21 protein-coding genes are annotated in these 21,916 nt (G+C 74.3%); 10 read left to right on the forward strand and 11 right to left on the reverse strand.

From position 1 onward, the window contains the following. Positions 1–92: 92 nt before the first annotated feature. From AB0B76_RS10335 to AB0B76_RS10345, 3 genes are all read right to left on the reverse strand, one after another. Positions 93–962, reverse strand: coding sequence for a LysR family transcriptional regulator (locus AB0B76_RS10335; RefSeq protein WP_360372571.1), 870 nt, complete (start codon positions 960–962; stop codon positions 93–95). 10 nt (positions 963–972) lie between these two features. Beyond that, positions 973–1,155: a 4-oxalocrotonate tautomerase DmpI gene (gene dmpI / locus AB0B76_RS10340; protein WP_360372574.1), complete on the reverse strand. Its 183-nt coding sequence runs from the start codon at positions 1,153–1,155 to the stop codon at positions 973–975. Between the two features lie 90 nt (positions 1,156–1,245). Then, a complete protein-coding gene (locus tag AB0B76_RS10345; protein ID WP_360372576.1) occupies positions 1,246–1,791 on the reverse strand; it encodes a helix-turn-helix domain-containing protein in 546 nt (181 codons plus the stop codon). Positions 1,792–1,827: 36 nt separating this feature from the next. Here AB0B76_RS10345 and AB0B76_RS10350 point away from each other — a divergent pair, with 36 nt between their 5' ends. After that, positions 1,828–2,700, forward strand: coding sequence for an alpha/beta hydrolase (locus tag AB0B76_RS10350; RefSeq protein WP_360372579.1), 873 nt, complete (start codon positions 1,828–1,830; stop codon positions 2,698–2,700). 63 nt (positions 2,701–2,763) lie between these two features. Then, positions 2,764–3,339, forward strand: a complete 576-nt coding sequence (locus tag AB0B76_RS10355) for a CGNR zinc finger domain-containing protein (protein WP_360372582.1) — start codon at positions 2,764–2,766, stop codon at positions 3,337–3,339. Here the strand turns inward: AB0B76_RS10355 and AB0B76_RS10360 are convergent. The 3 genes from AB0B76_RS10360 to AB0B76_RS10370 are packed head-to-tail and all read right to left on the reverse strand — an operon-like array spanning position 3,329 to position 6,450. Next, the gene (locus tag AB0B76_RS10360) at positions 3,329–4,537 is read right to left on the reverse strand and encodes a sugar efflux transporter (protein WP_360372584.1); all 1,209 of its coding nucleotides are present in this window, start codon (positions 4,535–4,537) and stop codon (positions 3,329–3,331) included. The two genes, AB0B76_RS10355 and AB0B76_RS10360, sit on opposite strands and share 11 nt — an antisense overlap. Positions 4,538–4,588: 51 nt before the next feature. Beyond that, positions 4,589–5,545 (reverse strand): ATP-dependent DNA ligase, encoded by a 957-nt coding sequence (locus AB0B76_RS10365; RefSeq protein ID WP_360372587.1) that lies wholly within the window; start codon positions 5,543–5,545, stop codon positions 4,589–4,591. A gap of 23 nt (positions 5,546–5,568) precedes the next feature. Beyond that, a complete protein-coding gene (locus AB0B76_RS10370; protein WP_360372590.1) occupies positions 5,569–6,450 on the reverse strand; it encodes an NAD(P)/FAD-dependent oxidoreductase in 882 nt (293 codons plus the stop codon). 66 nt (positions 6,451–6,516) lie between these two features. On the opposite strand from AB0B76_RS10370, the gene AB0B76_RS10375 reads away from it, so the two are divergent. Both AB0B76_RS10375 and AB0B76_RS10380 read left to right on the forward strand, forming a co-directional pair. Beyond that, positions 6,517–7,077 (forward strand): XRE family transcriptional regulator, encoded by a 561-nt coding sequence (locus AB0B76_RS10375; protein ID WP_360372593.1) that lies wholly within the window; start codon positions 6,517–6,519, stop codon positions 7,075–7,077. 66 nt (positions 7,078–7,143) lie between these two features. After that, entirely contained in the window at positions 7,144–9,048 is a 1,905-nt protein-coding gene (locus AB0B76_RS10380) for a glycosyltransferase family 39 protein (protein ID WP_360372596.1), read from the forward strand. Positions 9,049–9,157: 109 nt separating this feature from the next. Here the strand turns inward: AB0B76_RS10380 and AB0B76_RS10385 are convergent, their stop codons facing one another. Next, on the reverse strand, positions 9,158–10,012 hold the full coding sequence (locus AB0B76_RS10385; RefSeq protein WP_360372599.1) for an NAD(P)H-binding protein: 855 nt from the start codon (positions 10,010–10,012) through the stop codon (positions 9,158–9,160). A gap of 84 nt (positions 10,013–10,096) precedes the next feature. Between AB0B76_RS10385 and AB0B76_RS10390 the strand changes: the two genes are divergently transcribed. Then, complete coding sequence (locus tag AB0B76_RS10390; RefSeq protein ID WP_360372602.1) at positions 10,097–10,834, forward strand: TetR/AcrR family transcriptional regulator; 738 nt, start codon at positions 10,097–10,099, stop codon at positions 10,832–10,834. Here AB0B76_RS10390 and AB0B76_RS10395 read toward each other — a convergent pair. From AB0B76_RS10395 to AB0B76_RS10405, 3 genes are all read right to left on the reverse strand, one after another. Then, positions 10,820–12,868, reverse strand: coding sequence for a DUF4132 domain-containing protein (locus AB0B76_RS10395; RefSeq protein WP_360372605.1), 2,049 nt, complete (start codon positions 12,866–12,868; stop codon positions 10,820–10,822). The genes AB0B76_RS10390 and AB0B76_RS10395 overlap by 15 nt on opposite strands. Before the next feature lie 257 nt (positions 12,869–13,125). After that, on the reverse strand, positions 13,126–14,640 hold the full coding sequence (locus AB0B76_RS10400) for an MDR family MFS transporter (protein ID WP_360372608.1): 1,515 nt from the start codon (positions 14,638–14,640) through the stop codon (positions 13,126–13,128). Positions 14,641–14,649: 9 nt separating this feature from the next. Next, the gene (locus tag AB0B76_RS10405) at positions 14,650–15,342 is read right to left on the reverse strand and encodes an aldo/keto reductase (RefSeq protein ID WP_360372611.1); all 693 of its coding nucleotides are present in this window, start codon (positions 15,340–15,342) and stop codon (positions 14,650–14,652) included. Positions 15,343–15,442: 100 nt separating this feature from the next. Between AB0B76_RS10405 and AB0B76_RS10410 the strand changes: the two genes are divergently transcribed. Continuing rightward, on the forward strand, positions 15,443–16,411 hold the full coding sequence (locus tag AB0B76_RS10410) for a LysR substrate-binding domain-containing protein (protein ID WP_360372613.1): 969 nt from the start codon (positions 15,443–15,445) through the stop codon (positions 16,409–16,411). Between the two features lie 77 nt (positions 16,412–16,488). On the opposite strand, the gene AB0B76_RS10415 is transcribed toward AB0B76_RS10410, so the two are convergent. Continuing rightward, positions 16,489–17,217, reverse strand: a complete 729-nt coding sequence (locus AB0B76_RS10415) for an SDR family oxidoreductase (protein ID WP_360372616.1) — start codon at positions 17,215–17,217, stop codon at positions 16,489–16,491. A 78-nt stretch (positions 17,218–17,295) separates the two neighbouring features. Here AB0B76_RS10415 and AB0B76_RS10420 point away from each other — a divergent pair, with 78 nt between their 5' ends. The 4 genes from AB0B76_RS10420 to AB0B76_RS10435 all read left to right on the forward strand — a co-directional run bounded on the left by AB0B76_RS10420 (position 17,296) and on the right by AB0B76_RS10435 (position 21,711). Continuing rightward, positions 17,296–18,144: a LysR substrate-binding domain-containing protein gene (locus AB0B76_RS10420; protein WP_360372619.1), complete on the forward strand. Its 849-nt coding sequence runs from the start codon at positions 17,296–17,298 to the stop codon at positions 18,142–18,144. Positions 18,145–18,365: 221 nt separating this feature from the next. Then, on the forward strand, positions 18,366–19,145 hold the full coding sequence (gene erm / locus AB0B76_RS10425) for an ErmE/ErmH/ErmO/ErmR family 23S rRNA (adenine(2058)-N(6))-methyltransferase (protein ID WP_360372623.1): 780 nt from the start codon (positions 18,366–18,368) through the stop codon (positions 19,143–19,145). 220 nt (positions 19,146–19,365) lie between these two features. Continuing rightward, complete coding sequence (locus tag AB0B76_RS10430; RefSeq protein WP_360372625.1) at positions 19,366–19,971, forward strand: helix-turn-helix domain-containing protein; 606 nt, start codon at positions 19,366–19,368, stop codon at positions 19,969–19,971. Between the two features lie 3 nt (positions 19,972–19,974). Next, positions 19,975–21,711 carry an ABC transporter ATP-binding protein gene (locus AB0B76_RS10435; RefSeq protein ID WP_360372628.1) on the forward strand — a complete coding sequence of 579 codons (1,737 nt, stop codon included), beginning with the start codon at positions 19,975–19,977 and terminating at the stop codon, positions 21,709–21,711. The last annotated feature ends 205 nt before the right edge of the window (positions 21,712–21,916 follow it).

Genomic DNA, 21,916 nt, shown 5'->3' on the forward strand with positions numbered 1-21,916 from the left:
GCCCAGCGGCAGCGCGAGGCCTACCGGGAAACCGGCACGGACACCTTCTAGCCGCAACCGGGCCGGCGGACGGCAACTCCGCGGCCCGCTCCTCAGGGCGCGCAGGCCTTCGTGAGCGCGGCGGCCGTCGCAGGGTCCGCGGAGGTGCTGATCGCCAGGCGCGTCGGCAGGCTCAGGGCCGGGTCGCGGAAGGGTACGAAGGCCACGCGCGGGTTGTGGACGGTGCGGGCGTGGGCGGCGTAGGCGACGGTCCACAGGTCGGTGCCCGCGCCGATCGCGGCCATGGTGTCCTGCAGGGTGCCCGTCGCCGGGCCCGGGGTGGGCTCGAAGCCCGCGGCCGCGCACGCCGCGGTGACGAGGTCCACGAGGGCCGGGTGGTTGCGCCGCGCGGTGAGCATCAGGCGCAGGCCCGCGAGGCCGGCCAGGTCGATCGCGGGGGCGGCGGCGCTCGGGTGCGCCGCGGGGAGGACGGCGACGAGCGCGTCGCGCCACGCGTCGTGCGCGCGGATGCCCGGTTTGGTGACGGTACCGCGGACGAACGCCGCATCCAGGCGGCCCTCCGCGACCTGGGTGAGGCGCTCGCCGACCGGGGCCGACACGAGCTCCACGGCGAAGCCGGCGCGGGCCAGGCGCTCCAGCACGCGGTCGAGGTGGTCGCCGAGGCCGGTGCTCGTGCCCAGCCGCAGCGTCGGGCGGCCCGGGTCGGCGGCGCGTGCGGCCACGGCCCGGGCGGCGTCGGCGGCGGCGAGCACCGCCCGCGCGGCCGGGAGGAACTCGCGCCCGAAGGCGGTGAGCACCACCCGGCGCGGCGAGCGGTCGAACAGGTCGGCCCCGAGATCCCGCTCCAGGCGCCGGACCTGCTGGCTGACCGCCGGCTGCACGATGTGCAGCAGCTCGGCGGCCCGCCCGAAGTGCAGCGTCTCGGCGACGGTCACGAAGTACCGCAGCTGGCGCAGTTCCATGGGCTCTTTTCTACTGGTCGGCCACCAGCCTGCCCGCGGCCGCCCAGCTCTGCGGCGGCGTCTCCTGGATCCAGACCTGGACGGTCTCGGCGGGAATCTTGTACGCGTCCACGAACGCGTCGGTGATGCGGCGGACGAGGTCACGCTTGAGCTCGACGTCGCGGGGGCCCTGCAGCACGGTCACGATTGGCATGCATCCATTGCAGTGCAACGGCTGCGCGCGACCAAGACGCAGCCCGTTCGCGCAGCGATCACGAATCGCTCTTGGTCCGGGTACTCGCGTTCAGGCGTCGCCGGACACGTCGTTCTTGGTCGGGAACAGGATCGGGCTGAGCAGGTGCTGCGCGCGGCCCGGGCCCGGCTCGTTCGCGATGTGCGGCACGATCGCCGCGCGCATGCCCGCGATGAGCTGTTCGCGCTCGGCGGCGGTCAGCCAGATCGCGTGCTGGCGGTAGCCGATCTGGTCCGCGGCCGGGTCGGCGGCGGGGTCGTCGAGGTAGGCCTGGTACTCGGCCAGCAGCACCGCCATCGACGCGGCGAACGCGCGCCGGTGGTCCTCCACGCTCGCCGCGGCCGCGCGCTCGGCGCTCACCGCGGCGCGGGCCGGCTGGAGGCGGTAGTGGCGCTCCACGAACCCGCGCACCCGCTGCTGCCCGGCCTCCTCGAGGATGCCGGCCTCGGCGAGGAGGGCGACGTGGCGGTACACCGTCGCCTTCGACGCATCGGCGATCCGCTCGCACAGCTGCTGCGTGGTCAGGCTGCGCCCGCCGGACAGGGCGTGCACGATCCGCAGCCGCACCGGGTGCAGCAGGAGCTCGACGGGGTCCATTGGCATATGTTCGCACACCTGATACTGTTCGCATCCATGAGAACAATGCGGGTCGAGGCGGGCGGACGGCAGATCGCCCTCTACCGGGCCGGCGCGGGTGGACCGCCGGTCGTGTTCATCCCCGGGGCCGGGCTCGTGGGGCTGGAGTACGACAACCTCGTGCGCGCCGCGGCGGAGCTGACCACGGCGGTGACCTACGACCGGGCCGGCACCGGCTGGAGCGACGACGCCGACCTGCCCCGCAGCGCCGCCGCCGTCGCCGCCGAGCTGCGCGAGGTCCTGCGGGCGGCCGGGATTCCGGGCCCGTACGTGCTCGCCGGGCACTCCGTGGGTGCCGTGTACGCCCGCCGCTTCGCCCAGCTGTACCCGTCCGACGTCGCCGGCCTGCTCTTCCTGGACCCCGGCCACGAGGACATCCTGCGCTTCCTGCCGGCCGAGGTGGTCGAGCTCAACGAGCGGATGAAGCCCGCCTTCGAGGACCTGCCGGACCTGACCCCCGAGCAGCTGACCGCCTCGCGGGCCGCACTGCAGCAGTTGTACGCGCAGTGGCCCGACGACATCCGCGACCCCCTCGTGGAGCACCGCCTGGAGCACTGGCGCACCGGCCTGCGGGAGAGCCGCAACCTCGAGTCGGAGGTGTACGCGGAGCTGTCCGCCGGCGGCCCCCTGCCCGACGTGCCGCTCATCGTCCTGACGGCCGCCGACAAGAACCCGTTCTGGGTGCAGCACATGCCCCCGGAGCTGCTCGAGGCCGCCCACGACGGGGTGCGCGCCCTGCACGCGGCGATCGCGGCGTCGGTGCCCGGGGGCGAGCAGCGCTTCGTGAGCGGGGCGTCGCATCAGTACCTGCATGTCCAGCAGCCCGAGCCGGTCCTCGCCGCCCTCCGCGACCTGCTGGCGGCGTTGTGATCGATTGGGAACTATGGCGTTCCTGAAACCCGGTTAAACCGGTGTTGGGGTTAGGGTGTCCAGATGGGTGACCTCTTCCGCCAGGGCGCCGGCCGGCTCTGCCTCGACTTCACCCGCACGCTGCGCCAGCGCGGCACCGGCGGCGCCGTCGAGGAGCTGGCCGACGGGCCGTCGCTGGCGGCCTGGGTCGCGCAGTGCGGCCCGGTGGCGCCCGTGCCCGGCAGCGTGGTGCCCGCCCCGATCGTGCGCGACGCGCAGCAGCTGCGCGAGGCCGTGTACGAGCTCGTCGCCGCCGCCCGCACCCCCGTCGGCGCCGCGGCGGCCGGCGAGGAGGCGCGCGAACGGGTGAACCAGGCCGCGGCGCGCTCGGTGCCGATCCCGGCGCTGGGGGAGGACGGGGAGCTGCGGTGGTACGTCAACGACCCGCTCACCGGCACCCTCGCGCTCATTGCCCGGGACGCGCTCGACCTCGTCAGCTCGCCGGCGGCGCGGCGCATCCGGGAGTGCGCCGACCCCGAGTGCCGAGAGCTGTTCCTCGACACGTCGCGGCCCGGCAGCCGGCGCTGGTGCTCGATGGACAGCTGCGGCAACCGCGCCAAGAAGCAGCGCCGGCGCACCGAGGCGGTCGCTATCCGGTAGTGGCCGGAACCGCTCGGTGGCGGGACGCCGTCGCCACGAGCAGCAGGAAGCCGAGCAGGCACAGGACGGCTGCGGCGACGTACGCGTAGCGGTACCCGAGGTCCGCCGACAGTCCCATCACCGGCCCGGCCAGCAGCGACGCCACCGGGAACGCGTTGCCGGCCAGGGTCGCGGCCCGGCCGGGCTCGCCGGGCAGGAGCTCCTGCACGTACGAGATGCCCAGGCCCTGCACGGCCGCGATGAATGACGCGTTGAGCACCTGCAGCGCCGCGATCTGCCAGCTGTGCGAGACCAGGGCCACGAGCGTGTAGTACACGACGCCGACCCCGGCCCCGAGGACGATCAGGCGCCGCAGCGGGTAGCGGGTCGACAGCGCGCCGAAGCCCAGCATGAGCGGGATCTCCAGCGCGGCGCACAGGCCCAGGATCAGGCCCGCGTCGCGCACCTGGGCGTGCAGCACGTGGCCGAGGTACAGCGACATCGCCTGCACGTTGAGCACGCCCGCGGCCTGCATGACGGCGAACGCGCCGACGGTGCACCAGACGACCGCGCCGGCCCGGCGCGCGGGCGGCCGCTCGTGGTGGGCGGGCGGCGACACCTCGTCGAGGCGCCGGAGGATCACGGCGGCCGCGAGCGCGTACATGGCGGCGGCGGTGAGGTACAACACCCGGAAGCCGCCGGCCTGCAGCAGGAGCGCGGCCACGGGAGGGCCGGCCACCCAGGCGACCGAGAACACCATCCGCAGGGTGCTTATCGACATCGCCGCGCGGGTCGAGCCGCGCTGGGAGAGCACCTCGCGGGCGTAGGCGAACGACTGGGGGAACAGCGCGCCGCTGAGCGCCGTGAGGGTCATGGTCAGGGCCAGGAGGATCCAGTACTCCCGGACGAACGCGGTCGCGACCGCCCCCGTGAACCCGGCCAGGGCCGCGGTGAGCAGCAGCCGGCGCCGGATCGGCCGCCGGTCCGAGAGCCGGCCGAGCAGCGACGAGGACACCATCGAGGCCAGCGGCCCGGCGACCAGGAACGCGGCGACCATGGCCGGGGCGGCCTTCACCTCGGTGCTCAGGAACAGCGACAGGAACGGGCCGACGACGGCGACCGACATCCCGACGAAGAAGAAGATGATGCCGAGCGGTACGAGGGTGCGCTGGGCACTGGTACTGCTGGACGGTGCCTTGACGCTAACCCCTGAAACCACCTCCGCACCTTACGCCGAGGTCGGGGGAGCGCTCTCCCAATATCGGCTACGTCACGCTTCGGCCTGACGCTTGGCCCGGGCGCGGCGCTTGCCCTCGTGCATCGCCTGGACACGCGGCACGGGGATGGTGTGGCCCTCGGCGACCAGGTCGGCCGGGATCGTCTGGGGCGCCGGCATGTGCACGGCCCACGGGTCGGCGGCGCCGAGCAGCGCGGGCGCGGTGTGCACGGTGAAGTCGCGGGGCGTGACGCCGCCGAGGTCGGACCAGTCCAGCGGGTACGACACCGGGCACCCGGGCCGCAGTCGCGGGCTGTAGGCGGACACGACTGTCGCGCCGCCGACCCGCGTCGGGTCGAGGAACACCTTGCCGTGCCGGTCGTCACGGATGAACGCGGTCGTGGCCAGGGCCGGGTCGAGCCGCTCGGCGCGGGCCGCGATCGCCCGGGTCGCCGCGGCCACGTCCTCCATCGGCGTCGGCTCGATCGGCACGAAGATGTGCAGGCCCTTCGCGCCGCTGGTCTTCACCGCGCCGGCGAGCCCGGCCGCGGCCAGGGTCTCGCGCACGAGCCCGGCGGCCCGCACCACGAGCCCGAAGTCGTCGCCCTCCGGCGGGTCGAGGTCGAGCACCAGGTGTGTGGTGTGCGCCCAGTCGCCGGCGCGGACCAGCGTCGGGTGGTACTCCACCGCCCGCTGGTTGGCGAACCACAGCAGCGTGCGGCGGTCGTCGCACAGCGCGTAGGCCACGTCCCGCTTGGAGGTCTCGGCCCACATGTGCACGGTCTTGACCCACTCCGGCGTGTACTTGGGCACGTTCTTCTGCATGAACGAGTCCTGCCCGCGCATGATCCGCACGACCGACAGCGGCCGGTCGCGCAGCACCGGGATGATCCGGTCGCGCACGGCGTCGAGGTACTCGACGAGGTCGCGCTTGGTCGCGCCGGCCCCCTCGAAGATGGGCTGGTCGAGGTTGGTCAGCGCGACCCCGGCACGTTCCTCGGCGGTGCTCACCGTCACACCGTATCGGCTCGCCGCTATGACAGCAGCAGGTCCATGTTCAGCGCGGCGCCCGCCTTCATCCCGCCCGCGGCCGCGCCGATGACCTGGCCCATCGGGTCGGCGAGGTTCCCGGCGACCCAGACCCCGGGCACGTCGGTCCTGCCCATGGCGTCGGCGGCGACGTAGGTCGCGACCGGCAGCCCCTGCATCTCCAGGACGGTGGTCCCGAGCCCGAGCTCGCCGAGGAACCCGGCCCGCGCGGCCAGGGTGGTCTGCACCACGAGGGCCTCCCGCGCCACGAATTCCCCGTCCGCCAGGTGTACCCCCTGAGCCTCGACCTTCGCGACGGGGCCCTCCACGATCTTGACCGCGGCCGGGACGTCCGGGACCTCGTGGCCGTTGGTGAACAGGACCAGGTCGCCGGTCCACTGGGTCCACAGCAGCGCGGCGTGCGCGGCGAGGGGGCTCGTGGCGATGATGCCGACGGGCCGGTCGCGGACCTCCCAGCCGTGGCAGTACGGGCAGTGGATCACCCAGTGCCCCCAGCCCTCGGCCAGCCCCGGGATGTCCGGCAGCGCGTCGACGACCCCGGTGGTGACCAGCAGCCGGCGCGCGCCGAAGCCCGTCCCGTCCGCGAGGCCGACGCGAAGGTCGTCGCCGTCGCGGTATGCGCGCACGACCTCGCCCTCGATGATCTCCGCGCCGTACCCCCGCGCCTCCTCACGCCCGATCCGCAGCAGCTCGCCGGGTGGGGTGTTCTCCCGGCCGAGGTAGTTGTGCACGCCGTCGGCGGGGGCGTTGCGGGGCTGCCCGCCGTCGACGACCAGGACTCGGCGGCGCGCCCGGGCCAGGGTCAGGGCCCCGCTCAGGCCGGCCGCACCGCCGCCGATGACGATTACGTCGTACCGATCGCTCATGTCCCCGACCATGCCCGGTCCGCGCGATTGTGGCAAAGAACTTTGCCGGAATGGCAAACTGCTGGCATGACTGAAGACGTCGGGCCCCGGCTGCGGCGGCTGCGCGAACAGCGGGGCGTGACCCTGACCGCACTGTCGGCCGACACCGGCATCTCGGTGAGCACCCTGTCCCGGCTGGAGTCGGGCGGACGGCGGCCGACCCTCGAACTGCTGGTGCCGCTGGCCCGCGCGCACGGCGTGACCCTCGACTATCTCGCGGGGGCCGCGCCGACCGCCGACCCGCGGGTGCACACGCAGCCGGTGGTACGCCACGGCGTGACGCACATCCCGCTGACCCGCCGCCCGGGCGCCCCGCTGGCGTTCAAGCTCATCTTCCCGCCGCACACGCCGGCCGACGACACCCCGAGGCCGCAGACGCACGAGGGGTACGAGTGGCTGTATGTGCTCTCGGGGCGCCTCCGCTTCGTCCTCGGGGAGCACGACATGGTGCTGCAGACCGGGGAGGCGGTCGAGTTCGACACCCGGGTGCCGCACTGGTTCGGCAACCCGAGCCCGTACGCGGCCGAGGTGCTGAGCCTCTTCGGCCCCCAGGGCGAGCGGGTCCACCTGCGCGCGCGGTCCCGCTGACGTTTCACAGGGTGCGTACAGCTTCCTGGCAAGCTCGCGACAGCCGCGGACCCGAGAGTCGGGACCATGACCACGACGACGCTGCCCAGCCCGGCCCGGCCCGCCGCCGCGCACCGGACCAGATCCGAGGCCGCCGCCCGCCCGGTGTGGCAACGGCCGGCGCTTGCCGCCCTGCTGCTGCTCACCGGCGTGCTGTACCTGTGGCGCCTGGGCGACTCGGGCTACGCCAACAGCTTCTACGCCGCCGCCGTCCAGGCCGGCACCCAGAGCTGGAAGGCGCTGCTGTTCGGCTCCCTGGACCCGGGCAACGTCATCACGGTCGACAAGCCGCCGGCCGCCCTGTGGATCATGGGCCTGTCCGGGCGCATCTTCGGCTTCAACAGCTGGAGCCTCCTGGCGCCGCAGGCCCTCGAGGGCGTGGCCGCGGTCGCCCTGCTCTACGCCACCGTGAAGCGCCACCTCGGCCCCGCGGCCGGCCTGCTCGCCGGCGCCGCGCTGGCCCTCACCCCGGTCGCCGTGCTCATGTTCCGCTTCGACAACCCCGACGCGCTGCTCACCCTGCTGCTCGTGGCCGGCGCGTACTGCACGACCCGCGCCGTGGAGAAGGCCGCCCCCGGCTGGCTGGCCCTGGCCGCCACCGCGCTGGGCTTCGCGTTCCTGACCAAGATGCTGCAGGGCCTGCTGGTGCTGCCGGGCTTCGCCCTGGCCTATCTCATCGCCGCCCCGACGACCCTCGGCCGGCGCCTGCTGCACCTGCTCACCGCGGGCGCCACGCTGGTGGTCGCGGCCGGCTGGTTCGTGGCGCTTGTCGCGCTGTGGCCCGCCTCGTCGCGCCCGTACATCGGCGGCTCGACGAACGACAGCCTCCTCGAGCTCGCGCTCGGGTACAACGGCCTGGGCCGCATCCTCGGCGGCGACGGCAACCGCGGCGGCGGGGGCGGTGGCGGCGGCATGCAGAACGTCGGCTTCGGCGGCGCCACGGGCCTCACGCGCCTCTTCGGCGACAGCATGGGCACCGAGATCAGCTGGCTGCTGCCGGCCGCCCTCATCGGGCTCGTCGCCGGCCTCTGGTTCACGCGCCGCGCCCCGCGCACCGACACGACCCGCGCGGCGCTCATCGTCTGGGGCGGCTGGATGCTCGTCACCGGCGTGGTCTTCAGCTACATGTCGGGCACGATCCACCCGTACTACACGGTCGCCCTGGCCCCGTCGATCGCCGCGCTGGTCGCCATCGCGGGCCGCGAGCTGTGGCGGGCGCGCGCCGCCCTGGCCGCGCGCCTGGTCCTGGCGGCCATGGTCTTCGCGACGGCCGCGTGGTCCTTCATGCTCCTGTCGCGGGACACGTCCTGGACCCCGTGGCTGCGCTGGGCCCTCCTCCTGGCCGGCGGCGCGGCGGCGGTGGCCGTCGCCGCGCTGGGCGGCGCCGCTGCCGCTGCTGGTAGCGCCCGCGGTGCCGGCTTCGGCAAGCGGCTCGCCGTGGTACTGGCGCTGGCGGCCGTCCTGACCGGCTTCGGGGGTACGACGGCGTGGGCGCTGGCGACCGCGAAGCAGCCGCACTCCGGCTCCATCCCCACCTCCGGCCCGGCCTCGTCGGGCATGGGTGGATTCGGCGGCGGCCGGACCGGCGGCGGGATGTTCGGCGAGGGCGACAGCAGCGGCGAGCTCGACACGCTGCTGAAGTCCACGACGACGACGTGGGCGGCCGCCACCACGGGCGACCAGACAGCGGCGGAGCTGGAGCTGGCGACGGGGAAGTCGGTCATCGCGATCGGCGGCTGGGACGGCAGCGACCCGGCCCCGACCCTGGCCGAGTTCCGGGCCATGGTCGCGAAAGGCCAGGTCGCGTACTACGTCGCCGGCGGCCGGGGCGGCGGCATGGGCGGCGGCAACAGCGACATCGCGACCTGGGTGGCCGCGAACTACACCGCCCAGACGGTCGGCAGCAGCACGGTCTACAAGCTCACGTCCTGACCGTGCACCGCCGACGCCCGGTCGCCGCTCCAGGGGCTGTATCGAAGTGGATGGCCGGGCTGCGGCGGACTCAGGCGTCGCCTCGCTCCGACCCCCTTCGACACAGCCCCTAGTGGGCCGTTGCCTGCAGGGCGGCCCGGACGTCCTGCGGCTGACGGCCGAGGAGCTCGCCGAGCAGCGGGTCGACGCCGGCGAAGAAGCCGCCCCGCGCGGCCTGGTAGAAGCCCAGCAGGAAGCGCGTCATGGGCTCCGGCCGCCCGGCCGCGGCCTGCGCGGCGACCCAGTCCGACTCGTCCATCGCCTGGAACCGGATGGTCCGCCCCGACAGCTCGGACGCCACCTCGGCGAGCTCGGCGAACGTCGGGGCCGCGGGCGCGGTGAGGGTGACCGGCCCGTCGTACGCGCCGCCGGAAACCAGGATCACCGCGGCCGCCTCGGCGGCGTCCTCGCGGGCCGTCCACGACACCGGTCCGTCGCCGGGCACGGCGATCACGCCCGTCTCGCGCCACGGGCCGGCGAGCCACTGGAGGCTGTGGGCGTAGAAGCCGTTGCGCAGCGAGGTCCACGCGACCCCGGACCCGGCCAGGAGTTGCTCGGTGGCGAAGTGGTCCCGCCCGGGGGCGAACGGGTTGCCGGGGGCGGCGGCCTGGTGGCTGGTGTAGAGGATCCGCTTCACGCCGGCCGTGACCGCGGCGTCGACGGCCGTGCGGTGCAGGCCGACCGCGTCCGCGGCCGGGTCGTTGGAGGAGACGAGCAGCAGCTGGTCGGCGCCGGCGAACGCGGCCGGCAGGGTGGCCGGGTCGGCGTAGTCGCCGCGCCGGACCTCGACGCCCCGCCGCGCGAAGTGCTCGGCCTTCGCGGTGTCGCGCACGGCGACCGCGATCTCGCCCGCGGGTAGGCGCTCGAGCAGGTGATCGACGGTCGCGCCGTTGAGGGCCCCGGTCGCTCCGGTCACGATGATCATGGTTTGCCCTTCGTGTTATCGATGGAAACAATCCGAGCGTAACGCTGGTAACCGCTGATAGCAAGGCGGTGTTATCGTTGGTTCGTGAGCGACGGGGTCAAGAGCCGGGCGGACACGCGGGCGGCGATCGTCGACGCCGCGGCGTCGCTGTTGCGCGAGAGCGGCCCCGGCGCGGTGACGACCCGCGGCGTAGCCGACCGCGCCGGCGTCCAGGCGCCGACCATCTACCGCCTGTTCGGCGACAAGGACGGCCTGCTGGAGGCGGTGGCCGAGCACGTCATGGCCGAGTTCGTCGCGGACAAGGCGGCGGGCGTGGCCGCGGCCGCAGCGGCCGACGTCGACCCGCTCGACGACCTGCGCACGAGCTGGCGCAAGCAGATCGAGTTCGGCCTCGCCAACCCGGCCGTGTTCCGCCTGCTGAGCGACCCGGAGCGCGTGTCCGGCTCGCCGGCCGCGCGCATGGGCCGCCAGATCCTGCAGGCGCGCGTCCATCGCCTGGCCGCGGCCGGCCGGCTCCGGGTCCCCGAGGCGCACGCGGTCGACCTGATCCAGGCCGCGGGCATCGGAACGATTCAGACGCTCCTGGCCACGCCGCGCGAGCGCCGCGATCCGGCCCTGGGCGACGCGATGATGGACGCCGTCCTGGCGCGCATCCTGACCGACGCGACGGCCGAGGCCCCGGACGGCCCCGTGGCGACGGCCGTCGCCCTGCGGGCCCTGGCCCCACAGCTGGGCGCCCTGAGCGAGGGCGAGCGCCGCCTGCTGGTCGAGTGGCTGGACCGCATCACGCAGACCCCGCCGGCGACGTCAGCCGGCCGGTAGGACCTCGGTCCCGTAGCTCAGGTCGGCGAGGAGCTCCGAGGCCGCGGCCGCGTCCAGCGCCGAGAACGGGATCGTGCGCGCGGAGGACTCCGGGTGCTCGCCGGCGGGGCAGATCCACACGTCGCGGAGATGCTGGTCCGGATGGTGGTCGGGGCGCCGGCCGAGCGTGATGCCCGGGTCGAGCTCGACGACGAGCCGGCGGCCGTCCGGCAGGTCGCGCTCCAGGCGGGACTGGTGCGAGCCCGCCGTGCCCGCGCGCCGCCAGCCGCGGTCCTCGAGGGCGAGCAGCTTCGCGGTCGGGGCGCGGCGGTCGTCGAAGCGGGCCAGGCGGGCGGCGGCGGACTCGTCGGGGCTCAGGCGGTACACCGGGCGGTGCAGCTGCGGGAAGGGCTGCAGGATGCCGTAGTCGGCGAACACCACCAGCCAGGCGGGGACATCCAGGTCGGCCGGGTGCGCGACGCCCACGACGGTGCCGGGCGGCAGGTCGGCCGGGTCGTCGGCGAGGTCGGCGAAGGTGCGGTCCTCGGCCAGGCGCAGGGCGGTGCCGGGCGATCCGGGCCGGGCCGTGAGCCAGATCAGGCGGCGGGCGAGCGGCCACAGCAGCGGATGGTCCAGGATCGCGGTCCGGAACTCGGCGGCCTCCCACCGCCGGCCGCTCGACATCGCGGCCTCCAGGCGGCGCGCCTGCTCGGTCGCCACCTTGCGCACGCCGCGCCGGGTGGCCGTGAAGCCCGCGCGGGCGGCGGCGGGCAGGTCCTTGCGGCGGGTGCCGTGCTCGTCGGTGACGCACGGCCGGAGCTGCTCGTCGAACCCGGCGACGAACCGCTGCGAGCCGTGGTCGACGACCATCGTCGCGCCGGGGGAGAGGCCGAAGCGCGGCACGAGGCGGTCGGCGAGCGCGTCGGCGGTCAGGCCGAGGCCCCGGGCGACCTCCTCGAGGTTGCCGGCGGCGCGGGCCCGGACCGCCTTGGACCTCGCCGTGGTGGCGAGCTCGTGCAGGTGGCGCAGCGCCGCCTCGGTGCCGAGGTGCCGCAGCGCGTCGAGGGCGGCCGCGGCGCGGCGGTGGGCGCCCTCGGACGCCCACCGCCCGGCCGCCTCCGCCAGCCCCGCCGCGGTCAGGTCGTCGCCGAGGAGCGCCTGCGCGCGCAGGGCCCAGGCGCCCGCGGGCGGGGCGCCGGCCGACTCCCAGCGGCAGAACAGTTCCCAGCCCAGGCGGGCCAGGTCGTACGGCTCGCAGGCGGCCCGCACGGCCCCGATCTCACCGTCGGCCATGAGCACCCGCACCAGGTGCCGGACCGTGTCGGCGGGCAGCGCGCCGCCGCCGCAGAGGGCGACCGCCGGCAGCGTGCCCGGCTCGGCCCAGCCCGGCACCCTCGGACCCTCGGCCGGCAGCTGCGGCAGCGCCGGAAGGGCGGCGGCCGCGCCCGTAACCTGAGACCGGGGCGGCGGGTGTTTCGCGGTGTGACGGCGCAGGAGGTCGGCGACCTTCGGGCGGGCCGCGTTCGCCTGCAGCAGGCGTAGGGCCAGGGCCGGGAACCGGTCCGCGGCCTTCATCACCGCCGCCGCCCCGCCCCGCTCGCCCGCCTGGTCGAGCAGGGCCAGGAAGGCCCGCTCGGTCGGGATCGAGGGCAGCGCCTCGAGCATGGCCGCCAGGTACTCCGGGACGCCCGCCATCGTGTACCCGATCGAGCGCCCGGTCCACAGCCGGGCGTACACGTCGAGGATGCCGTCGCCGATGCCCTCGGCCAGGGTGTGCAACAGCTCCGGCTCCCGCAGCTGCTCGGCCTGCGTCGGGGCCAGCCGGTCGAGCAGGAGCCGGGCATGGTCCACTGTGGACACCGAGGCGGCCAGCAGCGGGGCGAGCGGGTGGCGGTCGGGCAGGTCGGCCAGGTCGCGCTCGACCCACCCGGCCTCGGTCGGGGCCAGGAACGCGGCGGCCAGGCGGTGCTCCAGCGACTCGGTGCGGGCCCGGCGGAGCTCGTCGAGCGCCTCGGAGTACACCGGAGGGGCAGCGGCGGCGAGGGCGATCCGCACCCGGGCGAGCAGTGGGCGCCCTGACGTGCCCGGTCGCGGTCCGCGCGGCGCGGGCCGGGCCGTCGGTGGCGATCCAGTGCTCGGCGACCGCGCGCTCGTCGATCCCGCGGCCCGCGGGGGTGCCGAAGAGGTCCGGCCAGCCGGTCGGCAGCGGGGTGCCGATCGGCTTGTACGGCAGCGGCGCGCCCCCGCGGCGCGGATAGAACGTCTGGTGCCAGGACGGCGGGAGCACGAACTCCACGCCGGAGACGGTAGCCCTACGGCAGCTGCGAGATCTTGCGCGGGATCAGCAGGATCACCGCGACGCTGCACACCCCCACGACGGCGAGGGCCACGAACACGTTGTGCGAGGCGGTGTAGAGGGCGGCGCGCACGTACTCGACCACGTCCGCCGGCGCGCGGCCGCCCTTGAGCACGATGCTCGTCGCGTCGGCGCCCGCGCCCAGGGACGGCTTCACGTCCGGCGGCGCGTCGGCGAAGCGGTGGTCCAGGGTCGTGTTCGCGATGGCGCCGAAGACGGCGGCGCCGATCGCGCTGCCGATGGAGCGCGAGAACATGTTGGTGCCGGTGACCACGCCGCGGCGGTCCCAGCCGACGACCGACTGCACGGCGACGAGCGTCGGCGCGGACGCCAGGCCCAGGCCCACGCCGATCACGAAGCAGGCGATCGACGTCATCGCGACCGTGGTGTCCTCGGTGAGGAGGGCGCACATGACGGTACCGCCGATGACGACCAGCCCCCCGATCAGCGCCGTGTTGCGGAAGCCGATGCGCAGGTACACCCGCCCCGACAGCGTCGCCGCGATCGGCCAGCCCAGCGTCATCGCCGCGACCACGAACCCGGCGACGAGCGCGCTGGTGCCCAGTACCCCCTGCGAGAAGTTCGGCACGTAGGAGCTCAGGCCGATCACGAGCGCGCCGATCGCCAGCGCGACGAGGTTGCCGCCGACGAGCGTGCGGTACCGGAACACCCACAGCGGCAGCACCGGCTCGGCCGCGCGCCGCTCGACGAACACGAACGCCGTCACCATGACCGCGCCGAGCGCGAAGATGACGATGCTGGGCAGGCTGACCCAGGCCCACATGATGCCGCCCTCGAGGGTGGCGAGGATGAGCAGCGTGCAGCCGCCGATGAGCAGGCCGGCGCCGAGGTAGTCGATGCGGTGCGGGCGCCGCTCGACGTTCTCCTTGAGGTGCCGGGCGAACATCCACGCGGCGAACAGGCCGAGCGGCAGGTTGACGAAGAAGATCCAGCGCCACGACAGGTAGTCGGCGAAGACGCCGCCGAGGGTCGGGCCGACGACCGAGGACACGCCCCAGACGCCGGCCACGTACCCCTGCACGCGGGCGCGCTCCTCCACGGAGTACAGGTCACCGATGATCGTCATGCTGATCGGCTGGATCGCGCCGGCGCCGATGCCCTGCACCGCCCGGAACACGATGAGCGAGAGCATGCTCCACGCCGCCCCGCACAGCACCGAGCCGGCCAGGAAGACCGCGATGCCGAAGAACATGACGGGCCTGCGGCCGAGCACGTCGGCGAGCTTGCCGTAGAGCGGCGTGGTGACGGCCGCGGTGAGCAGGTAGATCGAGAACAGCCACGGGAAGTGCGCGAACCCGCCCAGGTCACGCACCACCGACGGTACCGCGGTGGCGATGATCGTGCTGTCCAGCGCGACCAGTCCGGTGGTCAGCATGACCGAGCCGAGCACCGGCCCGCGCTCCGAGCGCAGCCCCACGCCGGCGCGCTTGGTGAAAGTGGCCTCTTGCACTGACACACCTTACGTCAGGGCCGACATGTTCTCCTCCAGGTGGCGCATCGACGACGTGCCGGGGATCGGCAGCATCACCGGCGAGCGGCCCAGCAGCCAGGCCAGGGCCGCGGCCTTGTCGGCCAGCGGGGCGACCGGGCGCCACGGGATGAAGGCGATGCCGCGGCGCTCGCAGTAGTCGAGCACGTCCTCGGAGGCGCGGTCGTCGCGGTTGTACCGGTTCTGCACGCTCGCGATCGGCGTGATCTCCTCCGCCTGGCGCAGCTGCTCGACGGTCACCTCGGACAGCCCGACCAGGCGCACCTTCCCCTCCTCGCGCAGCCGCCGCAGCGCCCCGACCTGGTCGGCGAGCGGCACGGTGGCGTCGATGCGGTGCAGCTGGTACAGCTCGATGCATTCGACCCGCAGCCGCCGCAGCGAGAGCTCGGCCTGCTGGCGCAGGTACTCCGGCCGCCCGCAGTCGAACCACTCGCCGCCGACGCAGATCCGCCCGCCCTTCGTCGCCACGATGACGCCCTCCGGGTAGGGGTGCAGCGCGTCGGCGAGCAGCTCCTCGTTGGCGCCGAAGTCGTACGAGTCGGCGGTGTCGAAGAACTGCACCCCGAGCTCGAGCGCCCGCCGGGCGATGGCGACCCCGTCGGCGTGCGGCAGCCCGCCGGTGAGCCGCATGGCGCCCAGCCCGATCCGGTTCACGTTCAGCATTTTGCAAAATCCTTCCGCTTCGGTACCCGCAATGCTTCCGCCAGCAACCATCAAGCACAATCGACACTTTCTGACCCTGATCGCGTAGCATCACTTCGCAATGAGCCTGAATCTGGAGCGGCTGAGGGTCCTGGACGCGGTCGCGGCGACCGGCTCGGTCGCCGGGGCGGCCGCGGCGCTGCACGTCACCACGTCGGCGGTGTCGCAGCAGCTGGCGCGCCTGGAGCGGGAGACGGGCCAGGAGCTCACCGAGCGGCACGGCCGCGTGCTGCGGCTCACGCCGGCCGGCGCGCTCCTGGCCGGGCACGCCGCCGAGCTGCTCGCCCACGCCGAACGCGTCGAGGCGTCCCTCGCCGAGCACCGCGGCGCGGTGGCCGGCCCGCTGCGGGTGGCCGCGTTCGCGACGGCCGCACGGGGCCTGCTGCCGCCGGTGCTGCGGGAGCTGCGCGGGCGGCACCCGGCCCTGGAGCCGGCCCTGGCCGAGATGGAGCCGCACGAGGCGCTGCCGCTGCTGCGCCGGGGCGAGCTCGACGTCGCCGTGGTGCAGGACTGGGCGGCCGACCCGCTCGCGGTCGGCGACGGCCTGGCGCGGCGCGACCTGCTCGACGACCGCTTCGACGTGGCCGTGCCGGCGGAGCACTGGGCGGCCGCCCGCGCCGACATCGCCGTGGCCGAGCTGGCCGGCGAGGCGTGGATAGGCTGGAGCCGCGGCCAGATCTGCCACGACTGGCTGCTCGGCACGCTGCGCGGCATCGGCGCCGAGCCGCGGGTCGCGCACACCGCGTCGGAGCACTCGACCCAGCTCGCGCTCGTCGCCGCGGGCCTGGGCATCGCGGTCCTGCCGCGCCTCGGCTGCGACGTGGTACCGCCGGGCGTCCGCCTGGTGCCGATCGCCCCGGCCGCGGTCCGGCGCGTGTTCGCGGTCTGGCGCGCGACGACGTCGTCGCGCCCGGCGATCAGGGCGGCTTTGACCGCGCTGGAACAGGCGGCCGCCCAACTCCGAGCGGCCGAGGGCCGCGCCGAGGCCACGCGCGGGCGGGCGACCGCCGCCGGCCTCGATGCGGCCTGAGGCCACCCTCGCGCCTGCGCGCGGGACGAGCACGGTCGGGGCCTCGTACCAGCGGTCCAGGCCCCGCCGTGCTCTCGCTACAACAGCGCCCCGCCGTCCACCGGGATGATGGCGCCGGTCGCGAAGGGCTGCGTCATGCAGTACACGAAGGCCCGCGCGACGTCCTCGACCTCGCCGACGCGGCCCAGCGGTACCGACGCCGCGTTCTCGCGGTAGAGGGCCTCCCGCGCCGCGTCCGGCAGCGCCGACCACAGCGGGCTGCGCACCACCCCGGGTTTCACGGCGTTCACGCGGATGCGCGGCGCGAGTTCCACGGCCAGGGCGCGGGTCAGGGCGTCCATGGCGCCGCAGAGGCTCGCGGCGGCGGCCCAGCCCTGCGCCGGGCGGTCCGCGGCGGTACCCGTGACGAGGGTGACGGAGCCGCCGTCACGCAGCCGGGGCACCGCGGCGCGGACGGCGGCCAGGGCGCCGAGGTACCGCAGGCGGAAGAGCCCGGCCGCGGTCGCGGTGTCCAGATCGGCGAGCGCGGTGAGCGCGAGCGGCTCGCCCGCGGTGTACGCGAGGTGGTCGATCGGGCCGGCCGCCGCGACGGCCGCGGCGACCGCGGACTCGTCGGTGAGGTCGGCGGCGCGGCCGGTCGCGGTGTCCGGCAGCTCCGTGAGGGCCTTCGCGACCGACTCCGGGCGGCGGCCGACGACGGTGACCTCCGCGCCGAGCGCGGCCGCGGCGCGGGCGACGGCCAGTCCGATGCCGGAGGTGCCGCCGAGGATGGCGACCCGCCGGCCGCCGAGTGCAGTTGGTTCCATGGTTCCAACGGTGCGCCCGCGCGGGGCCCGGCGGCCAAGACTCATCTGGTCGGCGGTGATACCCGTACGATATCGGGGGTGGACCTCGACCTGCGCAAGCTGCGGTACTTCGTGGCGGTCGCGGAGCACCTGCACTTCGGCCGCGCGGCGCGGGCGCTGCACGTGGCCCAGCCGATGCTCTCGCGGCAGATCCGGGTGTTCGAGCAGGAGCTGCACGCGCAGCTGTTCGTGCGCGACCGGCACGGGGTGGCGCTGACCCCGGCCGGGGCGGAGCTGCTGGAGGCCGGGCGGCCGCTGCTGGCCGGGGCGGCCGCGGCGCGGCGGCGGGTCGCGACGGCGGCCCGGGGTGCGGGCGCGTTCACGGTCGCGTTCATGCCGGGGCTGGTCGTCACCGGGGCGGTGCGGGCGCTGGAGGAGGCGCATCCGGGGCTCGTGGTCGGGGTGGTCCGCACGTACTGGGACGAGCAGGCCGAGGTCCTGCGCGACGGCCGTGCCGACGTGAGCTACGTGCGGCTGCCGGTCGCGACGGACGGGCTGCGGCTGGAGCCGCTCGCGGCCGAGCCGCGGGTGGTGGTGCTGCCGGCCGGTCACCCGCTCGCCGGCCGGGTCGAGCCGGCGGTGCGGCTCGCGGAGCTGGCGGGGGAGACGCTGCTCCAGCCGGTCGACGCGGTGCCCGAATGGCGCTGGGCCACGGCGCAGGGGGCGCCGGCGCGCAGCGTGGAGGAGAAGCTCGAGCTCGTGGCGCGGGAGCGCGGGGTGGTGGTGCTGCCCCGCTCGGTCTCCGCGTTCTACCGCCGGCCCGACGTCGCCGTGGTGCCCGTGGCCGACCTTCCGCCGGGCGAGGTGGCCCTGGCGTGGGTGGCGGGGCGGCGCAGCCCGCTGATCCGCGAGTTCGTAAATGCCGCGCGCGAGCATCCACCCTGCTGATACGTTGCGCCGATGACCACGACGCATGCCCTGATCGTGGCGGCCGTGATGCCGGCCGCGCGTCCGCGTTCCCGGTGTCGTGCCCTGGTCTGCCCGGCCTGACGCCCGTCATCGTCTGACGGCCTAGTCACTTTCGAAAGTACCCAGGCCGAACTCTTCAAAGAGCAGCACCGGGGCCCTTCCGCGTCCGCATTCGCCGCGAACGACAGGGAACCTGGTCGATGTCCCGTTTCTCCGCCGCCCATCCGCGCGCCCGCCGCGTCTACGGGCAGAACTTTCTCGCCGATCCGGCCGCCGTGCGCCGGGTCGCCGACGCCGCCGCGCTCGCCCGGGGTGACCTCGTCGTCGAGGTCGGGGCCGGGCGGGGCCGGCTCACCGCCGAGCTGCTGCGCCGGACCGGGCGGGTGGCCGCCTACGAGGTCGACCCGGACATGGCGGCCGCGCTGCCGCGCCGCGCCGGGCTGACCGTGCACACCGGCGACTTCCTCGCCGCCGATCCGCCCGCCGAGCCGTTCGCGGTGGTGGGCAACATCCCGTACGCGCTGACGTCCGCCGTCGTCGCCTGGTGCCTGGCCGCCGGGCGGCTGCGCTCGGCGACGCTGCTGACCCAGCTGGAGTACGCCCGCAAGCGCACCGGGGACTACGGGCGCTGGACGCGGCTGACGATCGAGACGTGGCCGCAGGTCGACTGGCGCCTCGCCGGGCACGTGCCCCGGGCCGCGTTCCGGCCGGTGCCGGGCGTCGACGGCGGGATCCTGCGCCTGACCCGGCGACCGGAGCCGCTGGTGGGGCCGGGCGGGCTCATGGGGTACCGCCGGATCGTGCATCTGGGTTTCAGCGGCGTCGGGGGCTCCCTGCACGCGTCGCTCGCGCGCCGGCACCCGGCGGCCCGGGTCGCCTCCGCCTTCCGGGCGCTGCGGCTCGATCCCCGCACGCCGGTCGGGCTGGTGTGGCCGGAGCAGTGGCTGGCGCTGCACCGGTTACTGGGCGCCAAGCGGTGACCGGACCGGCGCGGGTGTGCTGCTCGTTGTGGACCGGGATGACGACGTCCAGGACGGGCCGACCTTGTGAGGCGGTCGCGGAGAAGCTGCGGGCGGGCTGGCAACTCGTCCTGGGATACCCGGTAGCCGGGCCCGATCACACACCGTTGCCGCGTGGTTGCAACTGCGCCTTTGGCGAAATCGGTTGTACGAGTGAGTGCTCGCTCATTACAGTGACCGCGTGAATGCAGAGACCCGGCGGCGTCGCCAGCCCGCACTGGCGCCCGACGAGCGGCGCGCGGCCCTCATCGCCGCCACGCTGCCGCTGCTGCGCACCCATGGCGCGGCGGTCACCACCCGGCAGATCGCCGAGGCCGCGGGCGTCGCCGAGGGCACCATCTTCGGCGTCTTCCCCGACAAGGCGTCGCTGCTGTCCGCGGCGCTGTGCACGGCGTTCGAGCCGACTCCGGTGCTGCGCGCCCTGTCGGCGATCGACCCCGCGGCCCCGCTGCGCGAGCGGCTCACCGACGCCGTGGCGATCCTGCTGCGGCGGGTCGAGGGCTCGGTGCCGCTGATGATGCTCGCCCGCACCATGCCGCTCGATTCCTCGCCGTTCGCCGCGCTCATGAACGGCCGCCGCCTGCTCAGCGAGGGCGTCGCCGAGCTCATCGAGCCCGACCGGCACCTGCTGCGCCGCAGCCCGGACGCCACCGCCCGGCTGCTGTTCGCCCTCGTCGTGAGCACCGTGCGGGGCGACCTGCCCAACGAGGAGTTCACGCCCGACGACATCGTGGCCGTCCTGCTGGACGGACTCCTGCAGACCGAATCCCGACCTGGAGAAGCCTGACCGATGCTGATCCGTCTGCTGCGAACGTACCTCGACCCCTATCGCGGGCCGATCACCCTGGTGGTGGTGCTACAGCTGGTACAGACGCTCGCCACCCTCTACCTGCCGACGCTCAACGCCGACATCATCGACCACGGCGTCATCACCGGCGACACCGGCTACATCATGCGCGTCGGCGGCTTCATGCTCGGCGTGTCCCTGCTGCAGATCGTGTGCTCGGCCGCCGCGGTGTACTTCGGCGCCCGCACCGCGATGGCACTGGGCCGCGACGTGCGGTCCGGGCTGTTCGCGAAGGTGCAGCACCTCTCCGCCCGCGAGGTCGGCGAGCTCGGCGCCCCGTCGCTGATCACGCGCACCACCAACGACATCCAGCAGGTCCAGATGCTGGTCCTGATGACCTTCACGCTCATGGTGTCGGCGCCGATCATGTGCATCGGCGGCATCATCCTGGCGCTGAAGCAGGACGTGCCGCTGTCCGGGCTGCTGCTGGTCGTCGTGCCCGTCCTCATCGGCCTGATCTCGCTGATCGTCGTGCGGATGCGGCCGCTGTTCCGGCTCATGCAGGTGCGCATCGACCTCGTGAACCGGGTCATCCGCGAGCAGATCACCGGCATCCGGGTGATCCGCGCCTTCGTGCGTGACGAGCACGAGCGGGTCCGGTTCGAGAAGACCAACGCCGAGCTGCGCGACGTGTCGCTGGCCACCGGCCGGCTGATGTCGCTGATGTTCCCGACGGTCATGCTCGTCGTGAACGCCTCCAGCATCCTCGTGCTGTGGTTCGGCGCGAAGCGCATCGACACCGGCGGCATGGAGGTCGGGGCGCTCACGGCGTTCCTGAGCTACCTCATGCAGATCCTCATGTCGGTGATGATGGCGACGTTCATGTTCGTCATGATCCCGCGGGCCGAGGTGTGCGCCGAGCGCATCGAGGAGGTGCTGGGCACCGAGTCCAGCGTGCACGCCCCGGTCGAGGCGGTCACCGAGCTGACGACCCACGGCGAGCTGGAGCTGCGCGGGGTCTCCTTCCACTACCCGGGCGCGGACCTGGCGGTGCTGTCCGGCGTCGACCTCGTCGCGCACCCCGGGCAGACGACGGCGATCATCGGCAGTACCGGCGCGGGCAAGACGACCCTGCTCAACCTCGTGCCGCGGCTGATGGACGCGACCGGTGGCACGGTGCTCGTCGACGGTGTGGACGTGCAGCGCATCGACCCGGCGCTGCTGGCCCGCACGGTGAGCATGGTGCCGCAGAAGCCGTACCTGTTCTCCGGCACCGTGGCCAGCAACCTGCGCTACGGCCGGCCGGACGCCACCGACGAGGAGCTGTGGCAGGCCCTGGAGGTGGCGCAGGCGACCGACTTCGTGCGGGCCATGCCCGAGCAGCTGCAGGCGCCGATCGCCCAGGGCGGCACGAACGTCTCCGGCGGGCAGCGCCAGCGGCTGGCGATCGCCCGGACGCTTGTGGCCCGCCCCGAGGTGTACCTCTTCGACGACTCCTTCTCCGCGCTGGACTACGCCACCGACGCCGCCCTGCGCGAGGCGCTGCGCCACGAGATCGCCGACGCCACGGTGGTCATCGTCGCCCAGCGCGTGAGCACCATCCGCGACGCCGACCGCATCGTCGTGCTCGACGAGGGGCGTGTCGTGGGTACCGGCACCCACCAGGAACTCATGGACGACAACGAGACCTACCGCGAGATCGTCCTTTCCCAGCTGACTGAGGCGGAGGCCGCAGCATGACCGCCGGAGCGAAGCGGAGGCGGGCTTGCTGCGTCGCTTCTGCGGTTGTTGAAGTGAGGACAGCATGACCGCCGGAGCGAAGCGGAGGCGGGCTTGCTGCGTCGCTTCTGCGGTTGTTGAAGTGAGGACGGCATGATCGCCGGAGCGAAGCGGAGGCGGGCTTGCTGCGTCGCTTCTGCGGTTATTGAAATGAGGACGGCATGAC

It is taken from the genome of Dactylosporangium sp. NPDC049140, from assembly GCF_040648435.1.

Coding starts and splice junctions, on each gene's coding strand:
- AB0B76_RS10345 (WP_360372576.1), bottom strand. CDS start 1,791: ATGGACCCCGTCGAGCTCCTGCTGCACCCGGTGCGGCTGCGGATCGTG.
- AB0B76_RS10370 (WP_360372590.1), bottom strand. CDS start 6,450: ATGAGCGATCGGTACGACGTAATCGTCATCGGCGGCGGTGCGGCCGGC.
- AB0B76_RS10380 (WP_360372596.1), top strand. CDS start 7,144: ATGACCACGACGACGCTGCCCAGCCCGGCCCGGCCCGCCGCCGCGCAC.
- AB0B76_RS10405 (WP_360372611.1), bottom strand. CDS start 15,342: ATGCTGAACGTGAACCGGATCGGGCTGGGCGCCATGCGGCTCACCGGC.
- AB0B76_RS10335 (WP_360372571.1), bottom strand. CDS start 962: ATGGAACTGCGCCAGCTGCGGTACTTCGTGACCGTCGCCGAGACGCTG.
- AB0B76_RS10350 (WP_360372579.1), top strand. CDS start 1,828: ATGAGAACAATGCGGGTCGAGGCGGGCGGACGGCAGATCGCCCTCTAC.
- erm (WP_360372623.1), top strand. CDS start 18,366: ATGTCCCGTTTCTCCGCCGCCCATCCGCGCGCCCGCCGCGTCTACGGG.
- AB0B76_RS10410 (WP_360372613.1), top strand. CDS start 15,443: ATGAGCCTGAATCTGGAGCGGCTGAGGGTCCTGGACGCGGTCGCGGCG.
- AB0B76_RS10355 (WP_360372582.1), top strand. CDS start 2,764: ATGGGTGACCTCTTCCGCCAGGGCGCCGGCCGGCTCTGCCTCGACTTC.
- AB0B76_RS10435 (WP_360372628.1), top strand. CDS start 19,975: ATGCTGATCCGTCTGCTGCGAACGTACCTCGACCCCTATCGCGGGCCG.
- dmpI (WP_360372574.1), bottom strand. CDS start 1,155: ATGCCAATCGTGACCGTGCTGCAGGGCCCCCGCGACGTCGAGCTCAAG.
- AB0B76_RS10385 (WP_360372599.1), bottom strand. CDS start 10,012: ATGATCATCGTGACCGGAGCGACCGGGGCCCTCAACGGCGCGACCGTC.
- AB0B76_RS10415 (WP_360372616.1), bottom strand. CDS start 17,217: ATGGAACCAACTGCACTCGGCGGCCGGCGGGTCGCCATCCTCGGCGGC.
- AB0B76_RS10375 (WP_360372593.1), top strand. CDS start 6,517: ATGACTGAAGACGTCGGGCCCCGGCTGCGGCGGCTGCGCGAACAGCGG.